Origin of the sequence: Fontisubflavum oceani (assembly GCF_030407165.1) — a bacterium.
GTDB classification, from domain to species: domain Bacteria; phylum Pseudomonadota; class Alphaproteobacteria; order Rhodobacterales; family Rhodobacteraceae; genus Rhodophyticola; species Rhodophyticola oceani.
The window spans coordinates 2,676,933-2,702,061 of sequence record NZ_CP129111.1 but is presented as its reverse complement, the minus strand read 5'-3'; the positions used below and the strand labels follow the sequence as shown (position 1 = coordinate 2,702,061).

The following is a 25,129-nucleotide window of genomic DNA, read 5'->3' as shown; positions in this document are numbered from 1 at the left end:
CCGTTTCAGATGATGCGCAAACTTTATGCTGCGGCGGGCATGTTATTCAATGACCAGCGGCATAGATCAGCATCAATTGACGTGACGCGCCGGGCGTGCCATGCAGAGCGTCTCTGATCGGACCCTCAAAGGCAAAGGCACATGAAGGTCATCATTTGCGGCGCGGGCCAGGTGGGTTGGCAAATCGCGCGCCATCTTTCCGGCGAAAACAACGATGTGACGGTGGTTGATAACAACCCCGATCTGGTGCGCCGCGCGACGGACACGCTTGATGTGCAGGGGTTGACCGGTCATGCGTCTTATCCCGATGTGCTTGACCGGGCGGGCGCGCGCGACGCTGATATGATCATTGCGGCGACCTTCTCAGACGAGGTGAATATGGTCACCTGTCAGGTGGCGCATTCGGTGTTTTCGGTGCCCCGCAAGATCGCGCGTCTGAGGGCGCAGAGCTATCTGAACGCGATTTACTCCGATTTGTATCGCCGCGATCACTTGCCAATCGATGTGGTGATCAGCCCTGAGAAAGAGGTGGCCGAAGCCGCGCTTCGCCGGTTGGCCTCGCCCGCCACCTTTGACACCGAAAGCTTTTTGGGCGGCGACGCACAGATGTTGGGCATTCAGCTTGATGAAGACTGCCCAGTGCTCAACACGCCGCTGCGGCAACTCTCAGAGCTTTTCTCAACGCTGCGCGCGATTGTGGTGGGCATCCGCCGAGAGGGCGCGCTGTTCTCGCCGGAGCCCGGCGATCAGCTTTATGCCGGCGACCAGATCTATGTCTTCACCCATGCGATGGACAGCGACCGGACGCTGGAGATTTTCGGCAAAGAGGCCAAACGCCAGGAGCGGGTGGTGATCATCGGCGGCGGCAATGTCGGCTTGGCCGTGGCGCAGAAACTGGAACGCGGGGCCAATCGTGTGCGCACCAAAATGGTCGAGATAAGCCGGGCCAATGCTGAGCGGGCCGCGGATGCGCTGGAGCGGACGATTGTGCTGCATGGCGATGGTCTCGATATGGATATCCTGCAAGAGGCGGGCGTCGACCGCGCCGACACGGTGCTCTGCGTCACGGATGATGACAAAACCAACCTTCTGGCCTCAGTCCGCGCGAAGACCGCGGGCGCGCGCGTGGCCGTGGCGCTGGTCAATGACCCGACGCTGGTCCCGCTGATGAGCCCGCTTGGGATCGATGCTTATGTGAACCCGCGCAGCACAACGGTCAGCTCGATCCTGCGCCATATCCGCCACGGTCGGGTGCGTGGTGTCTATTCCATCGGCGATGCCGAGGCCGAGGTGATCGAGGCGCAGGTGCTGTCGACCTCGCCCATCGCGGGTAAGGCGGTGCGGGATATCGACTTCCCCGAAGGCGTCTTGATCGGCGCGGTGCAAAAGGGCGGCAAGGTCGTGCGGCCATCCGGCTCGACCAAGATTGAAGAGGGCGACGCCATCGCGATCTTTGCGATGGCCGATGACGTACCGGGCGTGGAAACGCTCTTGCAAGTTTCTATCGATTTCTTCTGACGCGATGAGCGGCTATCTCTCTCGCCTGCCGCTGATTGTTGTGCTCATGGGGGTGAGCGCGCTGGCGATGATGTTGCCCGCTGCGGTGGCCTCCGCCTTGGATGATCACCTTATTGCGCGGGTCTTTTTCTATTCCTCGCTTCTGTTTTTGATCCTTACCGGGCTGATTGGATTTGCGACGCAAACCCTGCCGGCGGTTACCTCGCCTCGGGCGCATTTGGTGGCACTTCTGGCGGCCTATCTGCTGTTGCCGCTGATCCTCGCGTTTCCCTTTGCGGAGGCGGTGGGCAACACACGCTATATCAATGTCTATCTCGAAATGGTCTCGAGCCTGACCACCACGGGCGCGAGTTTTTTCGAACCTGAACGGCTCAGCCCGGCGGTGCATCTTTGGCGCGGCCTTGTCGGGTGGCTGGGCGGATTTCTGATCTGGGTGACGGCGGTCGCGGTCTTGGCGCCGTTGAATTTGGGCGGCTATGAGGTGACCTCGGAAGCGGTGAGCCTGGACCGCGTACAATCCGGGTCGGGCCAAATGCAGGCGGCCACACCGGCCGAACGGCTAACCCGCCACGCGGCCCGTCTGGCCCCGGTTTATCTGTCTTTGACCATGGCGCTTTGGATCGGGTTGTTGGTGTCGGGAGAGATGCCGCTGACCGCATTGATCCATTCGATGTCCACTTTGGCGACCTCGGGGATCAGCCCGACAGGTGGGCTTGAAGGGCGGCCAAGCGGGGTCGCGGGGGAGGTGTTGATCTTCCTATTCTTCATTTTTGCCGTGTCGCGACGGTCCTTTACCTCCGGTTTTTCAAGTGAAACCGCAAAGCGGCTGGCGAAAGACCGGGAACTGCGGCTGGCGCTTTTTGCCGTGATCGTACTCCCGACCTTGCTCTTCGCGCGGCATTGGTTGGGCGCGCTTGAGGTGGATGAATTGGCCAATGTCGAAGGGGCGATGACCGCGCTCTGGGGCAGCGTTTTCACGGTGCTGTCGTTTCTTACAACGACCGGCTTCGTCTCCGAGAGTTGGGTCGAGGCGCGGGCTTGGTCTGGCCTGCCGACGCCTGGATTGGTCCTGATCGGTTTGGTTTTGATGGGCGGCGGCGTTGCGACAACAGCCGGCGGCGTGAAGCTGTTGCGCGTCTACGCGCTCTATAAACACGGCACGCGGGAGATGGAGAAGCTGCTGCACCCGCACTCTGTAGCTGGTGCAGGGCGCTTGGGCCGCCGTATCCGACGCGAAGGGGCCTACATCGCCTGGATTTTCTTCATGCTGTTCATCCTGTCGATGGCCGTGATCATGGCCGCCCTGGCGCTCACCGGATTGAGCTTTGAGGCCGCGTTGGTCTTGGCCGTCTCGGCGCTGACCACGACGGGCCCACTGGCGGCCGTCGCGGCAGAAACACCGATCTCCTATATCGGGCTCGGCGATGCGGCGAAGTTGATCCTGGCCGGGGCGATGATTGTAGGGCGCCTTGAAACACTGGTTCTTTTGGCACTGATCAACCCGGGATATTGGCGGGCGTGATGCATTTGCAGCATCGCCATTCTAATGCGCTGGAATCGGGGAATTCCGCCGCACTTGCCCCCATACTCCGCTTCGTCTGCTCACAGACTGTCAATCTCAAAGACAGCACCAACGACAAGGCAAGTTTCTAAATGGCCGAAAACAAGCAAAATCTGCAGGACGCGTTTCTTAACCACGTCCGCAAAACAAAGGTCCCGGTCACGATTTTCCTGATCAACGGCGTCAAGCTGCAGGGTGTGATCACTTGGTTCGACAATTTTTGCGTGTTGCTTCGCCGCGACGGACAGTCGCAGCTGGTGTATAAACATGCGATCTCGACGGTGATGCCGGCGCAACCGATCAATCTCTATGATGGGGAAGAGTGAGCGAGACTCCGCTGACATCTGATGGTGGCGGTCCGGCTATGCGGGCCGTAGTCCTTCACCCCGATATACAGACCGACCGCACCCGCCACGCTGCTGAGCCAGCGTTGGAAGAGGCTGTTGCGTTGGCGGCGGCTTTGCCTGAGCTTGAGGTGGTCGGCGCGGAGGTCGTGCGCCTGCCGAAGGCGCAACCTGGAATGTTGTTCGGATCAGGCAAGATCGCGGAGCTCGGTCGGATGATCGAGGGGGCGGAGGCTGGCCTCGTCTTGATCGATGGGCCGGTCACCCCAGTCCAACAACGGAATCTTGAGAAAAAATGGGGCGTGAAGCTTCTTGATCGCACCGGCCTGATCCTGGAGATTTTCGCGGATCGTGCCCGAACCCGCGAAGGCGTATTACAGGTCGAGTTGGCCGCGCTCTCTTATCAACGCACCCGATTGGTCCGCGCCTGGACCCATTTGGAGCGCCAGCGGGGCGGTCTGGGGTTTGTCGGTGGCCCCGGTGAAACCCAGATCGAGGCTGACCGGCGCGCCATCGATGACGCGGTCACCCGCATCCGCCGACAATTGGCGAAAGTCGTAAAGACCCGTTCCTTGCATCGCGCGGCCCGCAAGAAAGTCCCTTATCCCGTGGTCGCGTTGGTGGGCTATACCAATGCGGGCAAATCGACCTTGTTCAACCGGCTGACCGGGGCGGAGGTGATGGCGAAAGACATGCTTTTCGCGACGCTTGATCCGACCATGCGAGCCGTCGCCTTGCCCGACGGGACAGAGGTGATCTTGTCCGACACGGTGGGGTTCATCAGCGATTTGCCGACCCAACTGGTCGCGGCGTTCCGGGCAACCTTGGAAGAGGTGTTGGACGCGGATCTGATTGTCCATGTCCGCGACATCGCGCATCCGGAAACGGAAGCGCAGGCGGCGGATGTCGCGGCTATTCTGACCGACCTCGGCGTCGAAGACGGCGCGCCAATGATCGAGGTTTGGAACAAATCAGACCAGTTGCCGCCGGAACGGGCTGCCGAGTTAACTCAAATCGCCGCGCGGAGGGACAATACCCATGTGATCTCCGCGCTGACAGGTCTGGGGATGGACTCGCTCCTGACCGAGATCGCGAAAAACGTATCGCCGCCACGACACATGAGTGAGTTGGACCTACCGCATAGCGACGGCCGCAAACGCGCCTGGCTCTACAATCAGGGGGTGGTCGAGGCCGAAGAGCAAAGAGAGCAAGCGGCCCATTTCATCGTCCAATGGACCGCCCGTCAGGAAAAGGCGTTTCGTCAGCTTTGAGTCCTTGGGCGAATGCTTGGAGCCGCTAATGAAGGGCGAAATCCGAAAGTGCGTTGATAATGACGATGCCAGAGATGATGAAGGCGAGGCCGACCATCGCCGCCAAATCGAGTTTCTGGCCAAAAACCAACACACCAGCGGCAGCCACGAAGACGACACCTAGGCCGGAGGCAGCGGCGTAGGTGATGCCCAAGGGCATGTACTTCAACGCAAGTGTCAGAAAATAGAAGGAACTGCCCAGACCCACGATCACGATAAGGGAGGGCCATAGCTTCGAGAATTGCGCACTTGCGTTGAGAGCGGAATAGCCAATCGTCTCTGCAATGACGGATGCGACGAGATAGACATAGGGTGTGGGCATTGGAAGGTCTCCTGGATGATCGTGAAAGGTAGCCGGCGCGGGGATGGCCAAAGCTTGGATCTTTACGTTCGACGCCAATTGGTGTCGGCTGCGATGGCGCAGAAGGGCGCGAAACGCGCTCCAAGACAGACTCTGATGGCATGACGCATGTATGCCTCCCTCAGCGTTGAACCTTTTCCGAAGTGTGGTAGCGTTCCTGAAAACGGCACAAAACGGGTTTGGCGCCAACGACATGAGCTTTGTCGCGAATGACACTTTGCTCGGCGAGACGCTTGCGGAAGCGCGGGCGGAGGCTCGAAACCGGTTGCTCTGGGCGGGGCTTGCCTGTGCCGCTGTCGTCGCCGGGCTTACCGGTCCATTCGGGACCTACACAACAATGCCGGTGCCTTTGCGTCTGACCTACTGGGCGGTCGTCGTGATCACCAGCTACTGGATCGGCCTTCTGACGTCTATTGCGGTGACAACTTGGTGTGAGACCTTGAGTGTCTCTGCGCCGCTGAGTGTCGGGTTGGGGGCACTGGCCGCGAGTGTCTTGGTGGCGGCTTGGCTTGCGGGTTTGCACGCCGTCTTGCTCGCGGATCCGTTTTTTGCGGAGTTCATCCGGTTGCTACCTTACGTTGCCGTGATCTCCTTGGCGGTCAGCTACATGTTTGAGGTGATCCCGGAACGGAACACTCACGTCAAAAGCGACGTCGCTGCCCTATCTCGGCCGTCCTGGTTGGACTGTCTCCCACCGGACCTTGGGCCAGACCTTATTCTGCTTCAGGCGCAAGACCACTACCTGCGTGCAGAGACCAAACTTGGCGAGACATTGCTGCGCGGATCGATCGGCGAGGCATCCGAGGCGCTTGGAGATTTCGGCATCCGTGTCCATCGGTCGTGGTGGGTGTCACGCTCGGCGATCCGGGAGTATCGCACACGGCAAGGTGCACGGGTTATCGTCCTATCATCTGGTGAGGAAGTGCCTGTCGGGCGAAGCTACTGGCGAAAGGTGAGGGACTTTGTCGACGGCATATGATCCGTGAGAGGCTTTCGTGCCAACATAAGCCGTCGCGAACGGGGTGATCAGCCGAGTTAAGTTCAACTTGGACCGTAGTCCCAATCTCTTCTCCGTCCACACCTAGCAGACTCTGCAATTTCAACGAGGCGTCAAAACGGTGACGCCGACATTCCCTGCTCTTGCTAAGTCCGGGTCAAGCGACATCGGGATGTATTCGCCGCGTCGCCAGAGCTCGCCCAAATCGTCGTAATAGGGGCTGAGCGGGTGGCCGGATTGGCCTGTGGCAATGACGAAGACAGAGCTGTCTGGATCGGCGAAGTCATAGACGCCGCGATAGCCCGCGGAATGGGTATTCAGGAACGGGTCGGGCAGGGTGCCCGGCGTCGCGGCGCGTTGAAGGGTGAAGTCTCCGCCGGAGGTGGGTTGGCGGATATTGACGACCCAGGAGAAGAGGGCCGTATCACCTAAAACCTGATGGTCGTGTTGCGCCTCATGTGCCGCGCCCCATCGCCAGCTTTCCACCCCTGCGCCATAGCGTTCTTCAAGCCATTGCAACGCGTCATCGAGCGCCAGGCGTGCGATGTCGGTACAGGTCTCAACCGCCGTCGACGGGCGCACATCGCACCAGATTGCCGCGCCATCGACGTCACGGAAGACCCGTTCGATGAAAAGCGGTTCAATCTTCAGGAACTCATTGGCCAGCGGCCCGATATCGTCGCGGATCAGTCGCTGTTGCAACTCGCGCATCCAGGCGGCGTAGATCAGCGGTTCGGGCAGATGTTCGTTCATCTCGCCATTCCACTCCGCCAGCAGTTGCAACGCCCGCTGCCGCCGCCGCTCTGGTGTTCCCTCAGGGGCCGTTTCGCCAGAAAACCAAAGGTCGCGGGCGACAAGTGGCAGGATATTCCGTGCTGCCGCAGAGACCGTATCCAGCTGCGCCTCGATGAAGCTGTCCCGCGTATGGACCTGTCGGTTTTGCATCAGGCGCTGCCAGCGCGTCACGCGCTGTGTGTCCCCCCAACTGTGGGAGACATGGAGGGGAAACTCCCGATCGATAACCTTGTTATTAGTGTTGCCGACGATCCCGCCTTCGGGGTTCACAAAATGCGGATTGGCGAAATATTGCGTCACGCCTTGCCAGCGATTTTCAGCGATCCAGCCAGGCGCGGGGATGCGCCCCTGGCTTTGGTGTTGCGTGAGGCGCCAGGGCATATGACCGATGGTTTGCAGCGCGATATTGCCGTCAGTATCCACCACCGTCAGGTTTTGCGACGGGGCAACAAAGGCCTCGCCTGCGGCCAACGCCTCGTCGACCGAGCGTGCCCGCATCAGCTCCAGGCCCGTTTGGATCGAGGTGTTTTCATCGCTAAGCGCGGTCCAAGCCATGCTCATCACATGGCCTGGCGGCGTGACAGTCCCGATATTCCAATGATCGCCGGGGATCACCGGGCCGTTCTCCGTCCAGCGCAGGGTGATCGTCACCGGCGCGCTGTCTGCAACTTCGATGATGGTCCGCCGGGTCTCAAAATCGGCCCATCCATCCGGGGTGAGGTACTGCTCGGGATTGTCCGGGTTCACCTGTTCAACGAAGAGGTCGATATCATCCATGTAGGACGAGGTGATGCCCCATCCCAACTGGTCCGTGCGGCCGGCAAGTATGACGGGCATGCCCGGAATGCTGGCACCAATCACCCCGCCGATCGACAACTCCAGCCGCGCAAGATACCAAATTGTTGGGGCGGTCAGGCCCAGATGCGGATCATTGGCCAGAAGCGTCGCACCGGCGGCGGACCGCCCTGGAGCCGCTGCCCAAGCATTTGAGGCACCGGCAAGCCCCCGGCCCGGGTTCGGATGCAGCGGATCGCGCGGTGCCGATGTGTTGGCGGCATGTTGCGGCATTGGTACGTCAAAGAGGGCGGCATATTCGGGCAAGGCCGCGATGCCTGCGCCGGGGACGTCCGGCATCAGATCGGCCAGTCGGGCCGGGTCGTCCAAGGCCAAAGAGGCGCGGGCGCGCAGCACCTCCTCCTCGTGGTGGCCAGCGAGTTGCAAAGCCATCATGCTGGTGATCGCAATACTGTCAGCGGGCTGCCAGGGCGCGATTTCGGGTGCAAAGAGAAACAACTCAGGCGCGCCTCGGCCAAGCGCCTCTTGACCCACCAGTTCCAACCAAGCGTTCACCCCGGCGGAATACGCCTCCAGCGCGGCGATGGTCTCGGGCGTTTGGGCGGCAACAGACCGTGTAGAATGCCCATAGAGGTCAAGCCGCCTTAACAACTCATCAATTTCTAATGTGCGCGCGCCAAACAGTTCCGACAGACGCCCCTGCGCCGTCCGGCGAGTCATCAGCATTTGCCAGAGACGGTCTTGCGCATGGGCAAAGCCGAGCCCGTAATAGACATCGGCATCCGTGCGGCCAAAAACATGGGGGATATTTGCGTTGGCGCGCACGATTTCGACTGGCGCGGTGATCCCGGGCACGGTCCAATTGGCGTCGTAATCCGGCAAGCTGCGCGACGCCATCCACCCCGCAAGCGAGACCGCCAATACCGCGATGACGACGGCAAATGTGACCAGGCGGACCAGCCAACGCAGAAAGACAGCCATATAGGGCGCACCTCGATTCAAGATTGAAAAACTCGGTGCCGGTGGTAGCGACAATACGACCGGATTGCAAAGCCTGCCGCCCGGGTTTCAATTTCGATCTAAGAGAGGCGTGTTTCTTAGGGAAGGATCCGGGAATAGCGCGTGCCCTCAAGTGTGGCACCCGCAATCAGCCCCGCTTGACCGTACACCACCGCAATCACCGGATCGAGCAAAGTGTTGGTGTCGATCCCCAGATTGCCGCCCTGATTAACGACGGCGTAGCGGACATCCGCCCCCACCGCCCAACCGGGCCCACGGCGGAACTCGCTGAGCGCATCTTCCGTCATGAAGAACAACGTATGCGCATATTGCTGCGCACCGATCTGAAGCCCAAAACTGCCACTGATGGCCGAGTAGTAATCGACCGTTGCGCCGTTGATCCGCAGCGCGCCGCGACCATAAGAACCGCCAAAACCGAAGCCGGCTTCCGTGACCAGCGGCATGACCAACATACCGGCCGCATTGAAGGCCAGCTCCTGAGTGCCGGGCACCTCGCTATACATGAAATCGATCGCGCTATCGACGCGGGCGTCGATGCGTTGTGACCCTTGTGAGCCCACGCCATTGCCGCAGGCCGCCAGTGGAACAGCGGCTGCGCTCAACACGAAATTGCGCCGGGAAAGAATGCTCATCGGATATCCGCCTTTATGTCATGCCTCAGATTTCCAGGTCTATATCAGCCCAGATTTCCAACGATCTTACGCCGAATTCCGCCCGCTGTCATCTGTCAATGACACCAAACCTGCGGGTTCCTGCCGATTTGACCACTATTGGTTGAGGATTTTGGCGATGCGCGGTGCGAAATAGGTCAAGACGCCGTCACAACCGGCACGCCGAAACGCCATCAGGCTTTCCAGCATGACTTTCTCGCCATCGATCCAACCATTGGCCGCGGCGGCCTCGATCATCGCGTATTCCCCACTGACCTGATAGGCATAGGTGGGCGCACCGAACCGATCTTTCACCTCGCGGCAGAGGTCAAGATAGGGCAGGCCAGGTTTGACCATCACCATGTCGGCCCCTTCGGACAGATCACGTTCGACACAGCGGAGCGCCTCTTGCCGGTTGGCCGGGTCAATTTGATAGGTTTTCTTGTCCCCTTTCAGCGCGCCAGATGCGCCCACCGCATCGCGGAATGGGCCATAAAACGCGCTGGCGAACTTCGCGGCATAGGACATGATTGTCACGTTGACATGCCCCTCGGCTTCCAGCGCATCCCGAAGTGCGCCAATCCGGCTGTCCATCATATCGGAAGGCCCCAAGATATCCGCACCGGCTTCCGCCTGCGCCAGGCCCATCTTCACAAGTGCCTCGACCGTTTCGTCATTCACGATCACGCCATCGCGGACAATCCCATCATGACCATTGGCGTTATAGGGATCGAGCGCGATATCGGTCATGATCGCGATCTCTGGCACTGCATCTTTGATCGCGCGGATCGCATGGTTTGACAGATTGTCGGGGTTCCATGCCTCTTCGCAAAGCTCCGTTTTCAGAGATGGATCGGTATAGGGAAAGAGGCAGATCGCCGGGATACCCAAACCATGCGCTTCCCGCGCCGCATCCACCAGCAGATCCACACTCAACCGCTCGACGCCAGGCATCGACGCGATGGCTTGCCGCTCATCAGAGCCATCACATACGAAAACTGGCCAGATCAGGTCATTTACCGAAAGCTCCGTCTCCCGTGTGAGATCGCGCAAAGCGGCGCTCGACCGGTTGCGCCGGAAACGGGTCCTAGGGAACGGTCCTTGGTTGGCTGGCATGGTTTGGCTCCATCATCTGTTGCCTTAAAGCCGTGCCACGAACCCTGCCGCATCTCAAGGGCTGGAAACACCTGATCGCCGCCATTATGGTGCCCAAAAATTGCCATATTGGGGCAGGCCGGCATTGGACTTCACATTTCTGGAACTTGCACGCGAAGTGATCGACCTGAGGTCTTTCTCGAACCTTTGGTATTGGATCGTTCTTGCGGTTCTGTGGTCGACGGCCAGCCATTGGGTGTTGGGCGTGCCGTATGACATGGTGCAGCGCGCTGCGCGTGGCCATGAGCGCAGCATGCATGATTTGCAGATTCTGGCTGAGGTTAATGTGAACCGTATCCTGACGATTGTGGAGGTTTCCGGCGTTTGGGCCACGGCAATTGCAACCTTTGTCCTCACCGGACTGGCGGTTTTGGGTTGGTTCTATGGGATCGAGTTTTGCCAAGCTGTGTTTCTGCTCCTGTTTCCGATGACGCTTGTCGGTGCCTGGTCCATTCGCACCGCGCGGAAGCTCAGGGCGGCAGGCTTCGCGGATGTACCGCAACATTTGCGGGCACATCGCATTGGCGTGCAGATGCTTGGCGTGATCTTCATCTTCATCACTGCCTTCTGGGGCATGTGGGTCAATGTTCGGATCGGCCCTCTGGGGTGATCCCTCGGTCATTCAACGCTTGACACCAGACCCCGCGTGGGTAGGTCACAGCAGGCGATGACTTCGACCCAATCTCATATTCTGACAGGTGGCGCACCCGAGGGGTTTGACGCCAAGCTGTTGCTCGCCGAACTGGCCAAATCAGGCGGGTCCGTATGCCATGTGGCGCGCGACGACAAACGTTTGGCGGCCATGGCGACGGCCTTGGCGTTTTTCGATCCGACGATACCGGTCCTGCGCTTCCCAGGGTGGGATTGTCTGCCATATGACAGGGTGTCGCCCAACGCCGAGATTTCCGCAACGCGGATGGCGACATTGGCGGCGCTCGCGGCAGGTTTGTCTGGGCCGTTTGTGTTGCTGACAACGCTCAGTGCGGCCACGCAATATCTGCTGCCCCGGGCGCTTCTGCGCGATGCCGCCTTTGTCGCCAAGGTGGGTGGGCGCATTGATGAGGGTGCGCTGAAAGAGTTCCTCGTCCGCATGGGGTTCGTCCAGAGCCCCACCGTGACCGAACCCGGCGACTATGCCGTGCGGGGCGGCATTATCGACGTTTGGCCGCCCGGCGAAGCGACACCGGTCCGTTTGGATTTGTTCGGCGACGTATTGGACGGGGCAAGGCGATTTGACCCGGCAACACAACGCACGACCGAAAAGCTTGAACGGGTGGAGCTGGCCCCGGTCTCCGAAGTGATTTTGGACGAGGCAGCCATCACCCGATTTCGGCAGAATTATCGGATCGAGTTTGGGGCGGCGGGCACCGATGACCCACTTTATGAAGCCGTCAGTGCCGGGCGCAAACATGCCGGGGTCGAGCATTGGCTGCCGTTTTTCCACGATGAGTTGGAAACGCTCTTCGACAATCTGCCGGATGTCACCATAACCCTCGACGAACAAAACGCGGCACAGCGTCTTTCGCGATGGGAAAGTATTGAAGATCAATATGATACGCGGAAAACTGCCCTGACGCAGAAGGGCCGCTTGGATACCGTTTATAAGCCGTGCCCGCCGGGGCAACTCTATCTAGATGACACCGCTTGGGAGGCAGCCGTATCCGGCCGCCGTTTGGTGCAGTTCTCGCCCCTGCCGCAAGCAAGCGGTCCTGGGGTTGTTGATGCAGGTGGGCGCGTCGGGCGAAGCTTCGCGCCTGAGCGACAGCAAGAAAATGTGAGCCTTTTCGGAACCTTGTCGGACCATATTAAAGCCAGCCGTGAGGATTCCTCGGTTGTTATTGCCTCTTGGTCTGAAGGCGCACGGGAGCGGTTGGCGGGACTACTCGAAGATGAAGGTATTGCCGACGCCAAACTGATCGCGGATGCGCGCGAAATCAGCGGCCCAGGCAGTTTGAGCCTGACGATATGGCCGCTCGAGGAAGGGTTCACCGGCGGCGGGTTGACGGTGATCTCCGAGCAAGATGTGTTGGGCGATCGTCTGATCCGCCCGAAACGCAAAGCTCGTCGGGCAGAAAACTACCTGACCGAGGCGCAAAGCCTGAGCCCCGGTGATCTGATTGTGCATGTAGATCATGGGGTTGGCCGGTATAATGGCCTTGAGACTGTCACCGCGATGGGCGCGCCGCATGAATGCATTGCTCTAGAATACGCCGGTGGTGACCGGTTGTTCCTGCCGGTGGAAAACATCGAACTGCTCAGCCGCTACGGCCATGATGAGGGCTTGCTCGACAAGCTTGGCGGCGGGGCGTGGCAGGCGAAGAAAGCCAAGCTTAAGGAGCGCATCCGGCAGATCGCCGATAAGCTGATCCGCATCGCCGCCGAGCGGGAGCTGCGGTCGGCGCCAGTGCTGGAGCCGCCCGGTGATATGTGGGAGGCCTTTGCCGCACGCTTCCCCTATGAGGAGACCGATGACCAACTGACCGCCATTGCTGATGTGATGGAAGATTTTGCCCGCGGTCGCCCGATGGATCGGCTGGTCGTTGGCGATGTGGGTTTCGGCAAGACCGAGATCGCCATGCGGGCAGCGTTCGTCGCGGCCGCCTCGGGCATGCAGGTGGCGGTGGTCGCGCCAACAACACTTTTGGCGCGGCAGCATGCCAAGACCTTCGCCGACCGATTTCGCGGTTTTCCGATCAATGTCAGGCAGTTGTCACGCTTTGTTCCAGCAAAGCAAGCGGCGGACACCCGTAAGGGCTTGGCCGATGGCAGCGTCGATATCTGCATCGGTACCCATGCGCTACTTGCCAAGGGGATCAAGTTTCAAAACCTGGGTCTGTTGGTCATCGATGAAGAGCAACGCTTTGGCGTGACCCATAAGGAACGGCTGAAGGAGATGCGCTCGGACGTGCATGTCCTGACGCTTTCGGCGACGCCAATTCCGCGCACCTTGCAAATGTCGCTCTCAGGAGTCCGCGATCTGTCTTTGATCGGAACGCCGCCGATCGACCGGCTCGCGATCCGCACCTATGTCAGTGAGTTTGACGCGGTGACATTGCGCGAGGCCTTGCTGCGCGAACATTACCGGGGAGGCCAAAGCTTCTATGTCGTGCCGCGCATCCAAGACCTGCCGGAGATCGAGGAGTTCCTGAAAACCCAGGTGCCGGAAGTGTCTTATGTCGTGGCCCATGGGCAGATGGCGGCGGGCGAGCTTGATGACCGGATGAACGCCTTCTATGACGGCAAATATGATGTCCTTCTGGCGACGACAATTGTGGAATCCGGCATCGACATCCCGACAGCCAACACCATGATCATCCACCGGGCGGATCGCTTTGGTCTGGCCCAGCTCTATCAAATCCGGGGTCGGGTGGGGCGCGCCAAAACCCGCGCCTACGCCTATCTCACGACGAAACCGCGTGCGCCGCTCACCGCGACGGCGGAGAAACGGCTCAGGGTTTTGGGCAGTCTCGACAGTTTGGGCGCGGGTTTCACCATCGCCAGCCAAGACCTCGATATTCGCGGGGCGGGCAATATCGTTGGCGAAGAGCAGTCGGGCCATGTGCGCGAGGTCGGGTTCGAGCTTTACCAGTCTATGCTGGAAGAGGCGATCGCCAATATCCGCTCCGGCGCGGGCGAGGCGCGGCTCGATGAAGATGGCCAATGGGCGCCGCAGATCAACCTTGGCGTGCCGGTCTTGATCCCCGAAGCGTATGTGCCCGATCTGGATGTGCGTTTGGGCCTCTACCGGCGGCTTAGCCAGTTGACAACCAAGGTGGAGTTGGAAGGGTTTGCGGCTGAGTTGATCGACCGGTTCGGCAAGCTGCCGCGCGAGGTCAACACACTGCTCCTCGTCGTGCGGATCAAGTCGAAATGCAAACAAGCCGGGATTGCGCGGCTTGATGCCGGGCCGAAGGGCGCGACGATCCAGTTCCACAATGACAAATTTGCCAACCCCGCCGGGCTGGTCGAATTCGTCAATGATCAGCGTGGCTTGGCGAAGATCCGTGACAACAAGATCGTGGTGCGCCGGGACTGGTCCAGCGAGGCCGACAAGATCAAGGGGGCGTTTGCGATTGCCCAGGATCTGGCGCGGAAGGTGCCCAGCTAGGGCTGCCCGCGCCGTTCAAAGCGCTTCGCGCGGCATATAGCGCATGATGATGGCACCAGCGAGCGACAAGACCCCCATGACGATTGCAAGCGGTAAGGCCGTGCCGTCATAAAGCTGTCCAATCACAGCGCCGAGGATCGCGCCACCAATCGTGGCCAATGCCCCCATCAGCGAGGCCGCCATTCCAGCGATATGGCCAAGTGGTTCCATGGCCAGCGCATTCAGGTTGCCGATTGTGAAGCCGGCCAAGGCAAAGATCGAAACCGTCCACAAAAAGTAGAGCCAGAATTCCTGCGCGCCAAAAAAGCCGAGCGCCAAAAAGGCCGCGACGATCACCGACAGAACCCCTTGGGCCCAAAGCGCGCGGCGGATGAGGGGCCGCATCCCGAGCCGCATCACCAAGCGTCCGTTCAGCGGCGCAGCCGGGGCTGCCAAAAGCGCGATAGCGGCAAACCAGAAATGAAAATGCGCGCCCCGGTCATAGGTCAGGTCAAAGACTTGCTGAATCGAGGAGAGCGTTCCGAAAAGCGCCCCGAAAATAAGCGTTTGCACTACGATGGAGAACTGCATCTGGCGCAGAGACAGGGCCTCCTTGATCGCTGCCGCAAGTGTCGAAAGCTGTAGCGGGCGGCGGCGGGCCTTTGGCAGGGTCTCGGGTTGGCGAATGGTGAGCCACCCCACCGAGATCACCGAGAACAGCAGAAAGGCAAGAAAGATCGACCGCCAGCCAAAGCCCGCAATGATCGCCGCACCAATCATTGGCGCAACGGCGGGGAAAAGCGTGAAGACCAGCATGGCAAAGCTCACCACACGCGCCATTTGCCGCCCGGAATAGAGGTCGCGCATAATCGCCATCGCCACCACCCGGGGCCCGGCGGCACCCAGCCCTTGTAAGAGGCGGGCCGCCAGCACCAATTCGAGCGTCGGCGCGCTATAGGCCAAAATCGCGCCGGTCACATAAAGGATGGCACCGCAGAGGATCACCGGTTTCCGACCGAATGTATCCGAAAGCGGCCCGGCGAAGAACGTGCCGACCCCCATGCCAAGGACGAAGCTCGTCAGGATCAACTGCGCCAGCGTCGGCCTGTCTGGCGTCAGCTCCTCGGCAATCTCGGGCAGGGCGGGCAGCATCGCATCGATGGAAAACGCAATGGTCGCGAACATCATCCCCATCAGGGCGATGAATTCCGGCATTGAGAGGCGGCGCGGCCCTAATCCATCGGAGGGCGCATCGGTCGTACTCATTCCGCAGCTTTCAACTGCTCTGTAATCTCCTCGATCACCTTGGCCCAGAGATCCGGCGGCTGCGCGCCCCGCAGCACATGCTGATTGGCGATCACGAAGGTGGGCACGCCGGTGACGCCCCGCTCACGGGCATGGGCATCGCGCGCGCGGATGTCCTCGGCATCCGCATCACTGGCCAGGAGGCGTTCGACCATCGCGGCATCCAGACCTGCATTGCCTGCGATCTCCACCAAAGTGGCGGTATCGCCGATGTCTTTGCCCTCGACAAAATACGCTTTGAAAAGCGCGGCCACGACCGGCGTTTGACGTGCCTCAAGCCCGGCCCAATGGATCAACCGATGGGCGTTTAGCGTGTTGGGCGTGCGTTTGATGCCTTCAAAGTCGATCCCCAGGCCCGCAGCTTCGGCATGCTCCACCACCGGGGCATAGGCGCGCACCGCGCCCTCCTTGCCGCCGAACTTCGCCTCCAGATATGTGCGCCGGTCCATCCCGTCCGCGGACATATCGGGGTTCAGTTGAAACGGATGCCACTCGACGGCAAAGGGGTGATCGCCGGCGGCCTCCAATGCGCGGTCCAGATGGGCTTTGCCGATATAGCACCAGGGGCAGATCGGGTCGGACAGGATGTCGAGTTTGATCATAGAGCCTCCTTAAGGCGCGCGCGCAAATCTGCGCGGTTGAGCTTTCCATTTGCATTGCGGGGCAGGGCATCGAGCCGGGCATAGAGACGAGGTTGTTTGTAACGGGCCAACCGGGCCTCCGCCGCTTGGCGCAGGCTAGCCTCTTCGGCGTGGCCCGTATACCCCATGGCGATCACAAAGACGTCCGGCCTGACCTCCATTGCAACGGCGGCGCAATCCGTCACCCCTGGCAGGGGGCAAACACGGCTTCGATCTCATGCGGTGAGACTCGGAAGCCGCCGACGTTCAACATATCGTCTCGCCGTCCTTGATAGATCAACGCCCCGTCATCGGCCGCGCTGACTTGATCGCCGGTGAGAAACCAATCGCCGGTCAAGGGCAGGTCAAACTCATCTACATCAAGATATCCCAGCATCAATCCAGGGTCGGAGCGATGGATTGCCAAAGTCCCGATCTCGCCTGGCTCGACAGGCGCGGCAGCGCCATCCAAGATGGTGACTCGCCGTCCAGGCTGCGGAAAGCCCAGGGTTCCTTCGGGCGCGGGTGTCGTCGGGCTGCCCGAAATGAAAGTTGAGCATTCCGACATGCCAAGGGCCTCATGAATCTCCGTGCCGGTGGCCGCGCGCCATGCCTCGCGAACGGCTTGCGGGAGCTTCTCCCCGGCGCTCAACCCGTGGCGCAGTTTGGGAAAGGTCAGTCCAGCCGAGCTGTTCAATATCTTTCTGTAAACACCTGGCACAGAGGCAAAAATCGTTGCATCGTGTCGCTTGAGAAGCAGCGGAAGGGAGGTTGGATTAAGCCCCTCCGCCGGGATCAACGCCGTCGCGCCAACCGCCCAGGGGTCGAGCAGACCGGTGCCAAGGGTGAAGGTCCAGTTGAACGCCCCGGCATGGAGCAGCCTGTCCTCAGATGTCAGGCCATACCACCCATCCCACATCATGCGCCGCGCCCAAACCGCGCGATGCGCATGGGCGACGGCCCGGGCTTGGCCGGATGTTCCAGACGTGAAGACCAAATACGCCAACCGGTTTGGATCACCGTAGTCGTAATCCGCGGGCGATGTGGATTGGAGCGCGGCCAGGTCGGTCAGAACCGGGCAAGGCGTTGGGTCGGGCAGGGCGATACCCGGTCCGGCGAGGATCAGTTTCGGCCCGATCAGTTGCGCAAGACGGGTGATCTCAGGCCCGGTCAGTTGCGCCGAGGTTGGCACCGGGATCAAACCGACAGCAATGCAGGCCAGAAATGCGACCGGGAAGTCGGGCGTGTTGCCAAGCCGTAAAAGCACTTTGTCGCCGGGTTCGATGCCCTGCTGCAAAAGCCCCGCCGCCAGTCGGCGCACGGCGTCTTCCAGTTTGGCATAACTCCACCGCTCTGCCCGTGCGGGGGACAAAACCGCGAGAGCGATCTTGTCTGGCGTTTTCGCGGCGGCGGCCAGAACATAGGCCGCGAGATTGAACGGGTCGGGGCAGGGCGCAGTCATTCATCCGCCCTAGGCTGTCCGGCCCCTGGCCGCAAGATCACTCGGGCGCGAAAAGCCGCCGGGCGATCCACACGGCGATGCTCGCGCCAATCAGTTGCATCACGATAAACATCGGCATGTTGCCGGGCAGGATACCGGCGAAGGTGTCGCTGAGGCTCCGCGCAATGGTGACGGCGGGGTTGGCGAAACTGGTCGATGAGGTGAACCAATAGGCGCCCGTGATGTAGAGCCCAACCAGGGTCGGGATGGCGGCGGGCGCGTGGCGGAGGCCGCCGAGGATCACGAACACCAGGCCGAATGTCGCGACGATTTCCGAGACCCATTGCGAGGGTCCGCTGCGAATGGTGGTTGAAAGCTGCAAAATCGGCAGTTCGAACATCAGATGCGCGATCCAGACGCCGAGGATGCCCGCAGCGATTTGCACCGCGACATAGGCCAGCGCCGCACCTACACCGATGTCGCCGCGGATCAGGAAGGCGATGGTGACAGCCGGGTTGAAATGCGCGCCTGAGATTGGGCCCAGAAGGGTGATGATCACATAGAGGATGCAGCCGGTGGCAATGGCATTGGCCAAAAGCGCGACGCCCGTGTTGTCGGGCGACAAGGCCGCAGCCATGATGCCGGATCCCACCACACCGATCAGGAGAAAAGCAGTGCCGAAAGCTTCGGCGAGCAGTTTATTGAGCATGGAAGTCAGTCTCGATTTTGCTGAGCGCAGATTGCAGTTCGGCCCGGTCATAGGTTTCGAAAGGTTGGGCAAATAGGGCCTCGGCACGGGCGTTGAGGGCGTCATAGGCCGTCTCGAAGGCCTGTTGCCAATCGCGTTCCGCCGCGCGGGCCGGGTCTTCGACGCCCCAATGCGCGCGAGTCGGCGCGCCGGGCCAAACCGGGCAGACCTCGTCGGCGGCCGACCCGCACACGGTGATCACGGCATCCATTTCCGGCGCATCGGGCAAGGCAAATTCGTCCCAGCTTTTCGATCGCGCCGCGCTGACGTCATAGCCACGCCTGGTCAACAAGGTGAGCGATTGCGGATGCACCTGACCCGTCGGGTTGGAGCCTGCAGAAAAAGCCCGAATGCGTCCTGCGCTTTTGTGGGTCAGGATATGTTCCAGAAGGATCGACCGAGCTGAATTGCCGGTGCAGAGGACGAGGATATTCAACATGGAATCCAATCAGCTTTTTGAGGGCAACATACCGATCTGATCCGCCTCGGATTGAAGCGACAGCCGGTCGAGCGTCTCGATGGGCAGGGCGGCGAAGGCTTCGATCCGCGTGTTGAGCGTTCGATAAGCCTCGGCAAAGGCCAGCGCGATTTCGGCCTCGGTCCCTTTCGCGGCGGCAGGGTCCGGCAGGCCCCAATGGGCGCTGATCGGCTGACCGGGCCAGGCCGGGCAATCCTCATTTGCCGCATGGTCGCAAACCGTAAACACAAAATCGAACGTTGGCGCGTCCTCGCCTTGCATCTCATTGAGGTCTTTCGAACGCAGGCCGCTGATGTCATGGTCATTGCGCCGTAACAGGTCGAGCACATGCGGATTTACATCGCCCGATGGCCGTGTGCCGGCGGAATAGGTCACAAACCGGCCTGCCCCGGCCTGTCGCAGCAGCGCTTCGGCCAGGATTGAGCGGGCGGAATTGCCAGTGCAGAGGAAGAGGACGGATTTCTGACCCGTCACGGGTTTGGTTTCTGGATTCGGGGCGCAGAGATCGGGGCGACCGCGGCAGCAATCTTCGAGCAGAAAGCTGGTGAAGGCCTGGGTCCGATCGGCGGCGAGCGCGTAGTAGATCGACGTGCCATTGCGGCGCGATTGGACCAGGCCGGCCTCGCTCAACGCGGTCAGATGGGCCGAGAGCGTGCTTGGCTTGAGCCCGGTCGCTTCCGTGATCTCACCTGGACGGACCTCCTGCGGAGCCCGGCGGGCAAGCAGGCGGAAAACCGATAGGCGCCCTTCATGACCGAGCGTAGAGAGAATTTTTATGGCGGCTGTAGAATCCATATTTCACGTATTCATGAAATATCGAAGTTAAGCAAGCCTCAGTTGAACATTTCCACCAGATCCACGCTGCTTACCTTGCCGATTTTGTCGAAATGTGTGTTGAGGAACGCCTCACAGGCGGTGCGACCGGCCGCGCGCAATTGGTGCAACACCTGAGGTGTAGCCACCAGTTTTGTCGCGACGGAGAGCTTCTCCATCAATGCATCATCGGCGACCATATGGATCAGGATGTTTTTCATGCTGCCTGGCGCCAGGTGCCCTTCGGCCAGCAGTCGTTTGACAAACTCGATGGCACGCAGCTCGCGCAGGAGCGAGGAGTTGAAGCTGATCTCATTGATCCGGTTCTGGATGGCGCGCGCCGAGGTGGGCAGATCCTCGCGGTGCAGCGGGTTGATATTCACAACGAGAATGTCGCTTGGCAACCCATTGTGGAACAACGGAAACAGTGCCGGGTTGCCGGTGTAGCCTCCATCCCAATAAGCCTCCCTCCGGCCAGTTGCGGGATCGTCGATTTCGACCGCTTGAAACATCGTCGGCAGGCAGGCAGAGGCCAAAATGGCATCGGGCGAGATATGGTCGCCGTCGAAAATCCTGATCTTGCCGCTGCGGACATTGGTCGCGCAGATATGAAACTCCGGCCCCTCGACGCAGCAGATATTCTCGTAATGCAACCGCTCGACGATCCGGCGGAGCGGGTTTTGATAAAACGGGCCATAGCTATAGGGGCTGACCATCCGCGATACCGTGTCGGAGACGGCGAAAGGCAGGGAGGTTTCGATCAGCGTCGAGATGGCCGACGGAGAGCCCGCGTTTAGCCATGGATTGAGCCGTTCATCGGTGATTGCGCCGACCTGCTCCCAAAGCCATTGCAGATTTTCGCGCGCCAGATCGCGGCTGCTTTGCGATAGCCCAGCCTTAACTGCTGCCCCGTTCAAAGCGCCCGCCGACGTGCCAGATATCGCGGCGATCTCGATCTCGGGGGTGTCTAGCAAGGCGTCGAGCACACCCCAGGTGAAAGCGCCATGTGCCCCGCCACCTTGCAAAGCCAAATTGATACGTTTTGCGGTCATGAGCGGGGCCTTGATTGTTGGTGAACAGATGAGGTTAAAGTGCGGTCCAACCTCCATCGACGCTGATCGTGGTGCCGGTGATCTGTGCCGCCGCGTCGGAGCAGAGGAAGGCCGCAGTGCCGCCCATTTGTTCCACGGTCGCGAACTCTTTCGAGGGTTGGCGCTTGAGCATCACGTTTTTGATCACCTCGTCGCGGCCCATATTGTATTCCTTCATCGTGTCGGGGATCTGCGCCTCGACAAGGGGCGTGAGGACATAACCTGGGCAGATGGCGTTGGCAGTGATCGGCTCTTCGGCGGTTTCCAACGCAACCGTTTTCGTCATGCCGACAATGCCATGCTTGGCCGCGATATAGGCGGCTTTGTAAGGCGAGGCCGTCAGCCCGTGAGCGGAAGCGATATTGATCACGCGGCCCCATCCTGTGGCGCGCATCAGCGGCAGGGCGGCAGCGGTGGTGTGGAAAGCAGAGTTCAGGTTGATCGCGATGATCGCATCCCATTTATCAACCGGGAATTGATCGATCGGCGCAACATGCTGAATGCCCGCATTGTTGATCAGGATGTCGCAGCCCCCGCCTGCGCGATCAGGGCGCGGCATTCATCACCCTTTGACATGTCGGCTTTGATATAGCGGGCCGAGACCCCGGTTGCCGCCGCAATCTCGGCGGCAATCGCGTGATCTTCCTCGCGGTCCGTGAAGCTGTTGAGCACCACATCGGCCCCTGCCTTGGCCAGTTCCTGGGCGATGCCCAAGCCGATGCCGCTATTCGAGCCGGTGATGACGGCGGTTTTGCCGGATAGATCGGTGGTGATGGCCATCGGATGCTCCTTCAATCTCTGTTGCGGCGCAGTCTACATGCTGCACCTGCGAAATACAGATCAAAGAACCGTCAGAAGCCGATCAGTCGTCGAGCGGGGGCGGCGCGCCGAAAAAGCCAATCAGTTCGACCAAGCGGCCATCGTCCCCTTGCCGGGCAAAATCGGTCCCGGTTAGCAAGATCTCGCCATCGGGTCGCCGCATATGCCAGGTGAATTGCAGATATCCTTTGAAACCGAGCGCGCCGCTGGTGAGTTCGACAATATGGCCGGGGAAGGCGGTATGGGTTTGCTCGATCAATTGCGCAAGCGCCTCGCGCCCCTCGACGCGGGTATTGGTGTCGATATAGATCCCGTCATCGGCCCACGCCTGTTCCAAATGCGCCCGGCGCTCTCCGGGGTCCGTTGCAAGCCAAGCTGCACCATAGGCCCGAACGATTTCCTGACTCTCGGTCATGAAAACTCCTGTTCCAATTGTCGGTCTGCGTATCGCCAAAAAAAACGCCGGCACGAAGCCGGCGTTAAGTTATTGAGGCAGGTTTCATACAGGCAAGAAACCTATCGAGCAGTGACACCTTTATAAGCAATGGCTTGCTCAGAGTCCAACCGAAAAGTTTGTAATGGCCCCGCGGCGAGGATAGCGTTGGCCCACAGGCAAACAAAGCAATCAGAGGATTGTCCACAGATGCGCGCAGATTGTTTCAGCAAGTTTTTCGCCGGGTTAGCCACCGCCATGATTCTGTGTGGCCCGGCCTCGGCCGAGCCACAACATGGCATCGCTATGTATGGCGAGCCTGCCTTGCCCCCAGATTTTGCGCATCTGCCTTATGCCAACCCGGACGCGCCAACCGGTGGGCGGGTCGTGACCGGTGAGGTCGGCAGCTATGACAGTTTGAACCCGCACAGCCGATTGGGCAGCGTCCCCTGGCAGTTGCGGTTTTTGGCCTATGAGTCGTTGATGGCAAGATCCTATGACGAACCGTTCACGCTTTACGGTTTGTTGGCCGAATCGGTGGAGGCCGATTCGGAGGGCAACTGGGTCGAGTTCCACCTCCGCTCAGAGGCACGGTTCTCCGATGGCAGCCCGGTGACGGTTGAGGATGTGATCTGGTCCTACGAGACGCTCGGGACCGAGGGGCATCCGCGCTATCGGAACTCTTGGGACAATGTGGCGTCGATGGAGCCGGTGGGCGAGCGCGGCGTTCGGATCACCTTTGCCGAGTCCAATCGCGAAATGGCCCTGATCATGGGGCTGCGCCCAATTCTCCAAGCCGCCCAATGGGAGGGCGTGGACTTCGCGACCTCTGGGCTGGATATCGTGCCGATCACCACCGCGCCTTATGTCGTCACCGATTATGAAGCGGGCCGATATGTCTTGCTGACCCGCAATCCGGAGTATTGGGGTGCCGATCTGCCGTTTCGTCGCGGCACCAATGTGATTGACGAGGTGCGGCTGGAGTTCTTCGGCGATGCCACGGCGATGTTCGAGGCCTTCACTTCGGGGCTGATCAATACGATCCGCGAGACCAATGCCACCAATTGGGAACAGAATTACAATTTCCCACGAGCGCAATCGGGCGAGGTTGTCCGCTCAATCATTCCCCATCAACGCCCGACCGGCATGACCGGTTTCGTGATGAATACCCGGAACCCGGTTTTCGCCGATTGGCGGGTGCGGGAGGCGATGATCCAAGTGTTCAACTTCGAGTTCATCAATCAGACGATCAATGGCGGGTCTGAGCCGCGCATCACCTCTTATTTCGCAAACTCGATCTTGGGAATGGTGGAGGGCTCCGCAGGGGCACGTGTGGCCGGTTTGTTGCAACCCTTCGCCAGCGACCTGCTACCCGGCGCGCTTGAGGGCTATGAAATGCCCGTCTCGGACGGCTCCGCGGCGAACCGGGCCGGAAGCCGAACCGCGCTGAGATATATGGAAGAGGCGGGTTATACCGTCGAGAATGGCGTTATGGTAGATACAAATGGCCGTCCGTTCAGCTTCGAAATTCTGTTGCAGCAAGGCTCGCCCGAGAACCAATCGATCATCAATATCTATGTCGAGAGCCTCGCCCGGCTTGGCATCACCCCGACCATCTCTACCGTGGACAGCGCGCAATATCGCGAGCGCACCGACGCGTTTGATTTCGACATGACCTATTACACCCGCGGCCTTTCCTTAAGCCCGGGCAATGAGCAGCGGCTCTATTGGGGGTGTGTGAGATGGCCGAGACAGAAGGCTCGCGCAATTTGATGGGAGCGTGCCATCCGGCAATTGAAGCGATGATCGATGAGATGCTGAACTCAGACAGTCTTGAGAGCTATCAGGCCGCTGTCCGGGCGCTTGATCGGGTTCTGACATCTGGGCGCTATGTCATCCCAATCTGGCACTCGCCGATCTCACGGATCGCCCATGTGCGGGAGTTGCATTACCCGGAAAACCTGCCGATCTATGGCGATTTCCTGGGCTTTCATCCGGATGTCTGGTGGTACGAAGAGACGGAGTAGGGCGCCTCACTCCGCCGCGTCTTGGGCGGGGCTTGGCAACACGGCAGGCGCTTTCGACGGGTCATCGGGGTTGGGATAGACCAGCCCCGCCGAGATCACCAATTTGGCCGCGTCTTCCACCGTCATCTCCAAGATGGTGACATCTTCCTTGGGCACGAAGAGCAGAAATCCCGAGGTCGGGTTCGGCGTCGTAGGCATGAAGATCGAGACCATCTCTTTCTCAGTCTGCGCTTGAATCTCGCCCTTTGCATTGGTCGAGATAAAGGCGATCGCCCAAATCCCCTTGCGCGGATATTGCACCAGGCAGGCCTTGTCGAAATTCCGCTCGCCCTGGCTGACGACAGTATCGACGATCTGTTTCAGCCCGGAATAGATCGTCCGCACCCCCGGGATCGACAGAACCAAGGAGTCGGCCCATTTGATCATCGACCGACCGATCAACCCTTTCGCAATCCACCCCACGATCACGGTAAAGACCAGGAAGGTTGCGACCCCCAGACCGCGGATATCAACCGCAATTCCGGTATATTCGCGGATCAGCAGAACCGGGTTATAAGCGCTCGGAATGAAGGGCAGGACCCAGCCATCGATCCATCCGACCACCGTCCAAATCAGCCAGGCGGTGAGGCCGATGGGCGCAATCACCGCCAGCCCGGTCAGGAAATTGGTCCTGAGCGAAGAGAAGAAGCCGCGTTTCGGCGGTGGTGGGGTCTCTGGCAGTTGCATCAATCGGGCCGTCTTAAGAGCGCTGCTGTCTCTTA

General features: G+C 60.3%; 19 protein-coding genes and 3 pseudogenes. 8 read left to right on the top strand and 14 right to left on the bottom strand.

Going from position 1 to position 25,129, the window contains the following annotated elements:
* Positions 1–141: 141 nt before the first annotated feature.
* From trkA to hflX, 4 genes are all read left to right on the top strand, one after another.
* Complete coding sequence (gene trkA / locus QTA57_RS13765; RefSeq protein WP_290152002.1) at positions 142–1,518, top strand: Trk system potassium transporter TrkA; 1,377 nt, start codon at positions 142–144, stop codon at positions 1,516–1,518.
* Positions 1,519–1,522: 4 nt separating this feature from the next.
* Positions 1,523–3,040 (top strand): TrkH family potassium uptake protein, encoded by a 1,518-nt coding sequence (locus QTA57_RS13760; protein WP_290152001.1) that lies wholly within the window; start codon positions 1,523–1,525, stop codon positions 3,038–3,040.
* A gap of 131 nt (positions 3,041–3,171) precedes the next feature.
* Complete coding sequence (gene hfq / locus QTA57_RS13755) at positions 3,172–3,405, top strand: RNA chaperone Hfq (RefSeq protein WP_025312876.1); 234 nt, start codon at positions 3,172–3,174, stop codon at positions 3,403–3,405.
* 38 nt (positions 3,406–3,443) lie between these two features.
* On the top strand, positions 3,444–4,694 hold the full coding sequence (gene hflX, locus QTA57_RS13750) for a GTPase HflX (RefSeq protein ID WP_290151999.1): 1,251 nt from the start codon (positions 3,444–3,446) through the stop codon (positions 4,692–4,694).
* A gap of 25 nt (positions 4,695–4,719) precedes the next feature.
* On the opposite strand, the gene QTA57_RS13745 is transcribed toward hflX, so the two are convergent.
* Positions 4,720–5,055 (bottom strand): DMT family transporter, encoded by a 336-nt coding sequence (locus QTA57_RS13745; RefSeq protein WP_145208920.1) that lies wholly within the window; start codon positions 5,053–5,055, stop codon positions 4,720–4,722.
* Between the two features lie 232 nt (positions 5,056–5,287).
* Here QTA57_RS13745 and QTA57_RS13740 point away from each other — a divergent pair, with 232 nt between their 5' ends.
* Entirely contained in the window at positions 5,288–6,073 is a 786-nt protein-coding gene (locus QTA57_RS13740; protein ID WP_290151998.1) for a LytTR family DNA-binding domain-containing protein, read from the top strand.
* A gap of 120 nt (positions 6,074–6,193) precedes the next feature.
* On the opposite strand, the gene QTA57_RS13735 is transcribed toward QTA57_RS13740, so the two are convergent.
* From QTA57_RS13735 to hemB, 3 genes are all read right to left on the bottom strand, one after another.
* A complete protein-coding gene (locus tag QTA57_RS13735) occupies positions 6,194–8,662 on the bottom strand; it encodes a penicillin acylase family protein (RefSeq protein WP_290151997.1) in 2,469 nt (822 codons plus the stop codon).
* A gap of 116 nt (positions 8,663–8,778) precedes the next feature.
* Entirely contained in the window at positions 8,779–9,333 is a 555-nt protein-coding gene (locus QTA57_RS13730) for a lipid-binding SYLF domain-containing protein (RefSeq protein WP_145208914.1), read from the bottom strand.
* Positions 9,334–9,468: 135 nt separating this feature from the next.
* Entirely contained in the window at positions 9,469–10,467 is a 999-nt protein-coding gene (hemB, locus tag QTA57_RS13725; protein ID WP_290151996.1) for a porphobilinogen synthase, read from the bottom strand.
* A gap of 124 nt (positions 10,468–10,591) precedes the next feature.
* Here hemB and QTA57_RS13720 point away from each other — a divergent pair, with 124 nt between their 5' ends.
* Both QTA57_RS13720 and mfd read left to right on the top strand, forming a co-directional pair.
* Positions 10,592–11,116, top strand: coding sequence for a component of SufBCD complex (locus QTA57_RS13720; RefSeq protein ID WP_290151995.1), 525 nt, complete (start codon positions 10,592–10,594; stop codon positions 11,114–11,116).
* Positions 11,117–11,173: 57 nt separating this feature from the next.
* Positions 11,174–14,614: a transcription-repair coupling factor gene (mfd, locus tag QTA57_RS13715; RefSeq protein WP_290151994.1), complete on the top strand. Its 3,441-nt coding sequence runs from the start codon at positions 11,174–11,176 to the stop codon at positions 14,612–14,614.
* A gap of 15 nt (positions 14,615–14,629) precedes the next feature.
* Here the strand turns inward: mfd and QTA57_RS13710 are convergent, their stop codons facing one another.
* The 9 genes and pseudogenes from QTA57_RS13710 to QTA57_RS13670 form a co-directional block, all read right to left on the bottom strand.
* Positions 14,630–15,859 carry a multidrug effflux MFS transporter gene (locus QTA57_RS13710; RefSeq protein WP_290151992.1) on the bottom strand — a complete coding sequence of 410 codons (1,230 nt, stop codon included), beginning with the start codon at positions 15,857–15,859 and terminating at the stop codon, positions 14,630–14,632.
* The gene (locus QTA57_RS13705; RefSeq protein WP_290151991.1) at positions 15,856–16,500 is read right to left on the bottom strand and encodes a DsbA family oxidoreductase; all 645 of its coding nucleotides are present in this window, start codon (positions 16,498–16,500) and stop codon (positions 15,856–15,858) included. The genes QTA57_RS13710 and QTA57_RS13705 overlap by 4 nt, the downstream gene beginning before the upstream one ends.
* Positions 16,497–17,980 (bottom strand): annotated as a pseudogene (locus tag QTA57_RS13700) (class I adenylate-forming enzyme family protein). The gene QTA57_RS13705 and the pseudogene QTA57_RS13700 overlap by 4 nt, the downstream one beginning before the upstream one ends.
* A gap of 37 nt (positions 17,981–18,017) precedes the next feature.
* A complete protein-coding gene (locus QTA57_RS13695) occupies positions 18,018–18,668 on the bottom strand; it encodes an MIP/aquaporin family protein (protein WP_290151990.1) in 651 nt (216 codons plus the stop codon).
* A complete protein-coding gene (locus QTA57_RS13690) occupies positions 18,658–19,143 on the bottom strand; it encodes an arsenate reductase ArsC (RefSeq protein WP_290154923.1) in 486 nt (161 codons plus the stop codon). The genes QTA57_RS13695 and QTA57_RS13690 overlap by 11 nt, the downstream gene beginning before the upstream one ends.
* A gap of 12 nt (positions 19,144–19,155) precedes the next feature.
* A complete protein-coding gene (locus QTA57_RS13685) occupies positions 19,156–19,980 on the bottom strand; it encodes a metalloregulator ArsR/SmtB family transcription factor (protein WP_290151989.1) in 825 nt (274 codons plus the stop codon).
* A 38-nt stretch (positions 19,981–20,018) separates the two neighbouring features.
* Positions 20,019–21,050, bottom strand: a complete 1,032-nt coding sequence (locus QTA57_RS13680; protein ID WP_290151988.1) for a patatin-like phospholipase family protein — start codon at positions 21,048–21,050, stop codon at positions 20,019–20,021.
* Positions 21,051–21,084: 34 nt separating this feature from the next.
* Positions 21,085–21,869, bottom strand: a pseudogene (locus QTA57_RS13675) (3-hydroxybutyrate dehydrogenase).
* 82 nt (positions 21,870–21,951) lie between these two features.
* The gene (locus tag QTA57_RS13670) at positions 21,952–22,323 is read right to left on the bottom strand and encodes a nuclear transport factor 2 family protein (RefSeq protein WP_290151987.1); all 372 of its coding nucleotides are present in this window, start codon (positions 22,321–22,323) and stop codon (positions 21,952–21,954) included.
* Between the two features lie 228 nt (positions 22,324–22,551).
* Between QTA57_RS13670 and QTA57_RS13665 the strand changes: the two are divergent.
* A pseudogene (locus QTA57_RS13665) lies at positions 22,552–24,368 on the top strand (extracellular solute-binding protein).
* Between the two features lie 6 nt (positions 24,369–24,374).
* Here the strand turns inward: QTA57_RS13665 and QTA57_RS13660 are convergent.
* Positions 24,375–25,094 (bottom strand): DUF502 domain-containing protein, encoded by a 720-nt coding sequence (locus QTA57_RS13660; RefSeq protein WP_290151985.1) that lies wholly within the window; start codon positions 25,092–25,094, stop codon positions 24,375–24,377.
* Positions 25,095–25,129 lie beyond the last annotated feature (35 nt).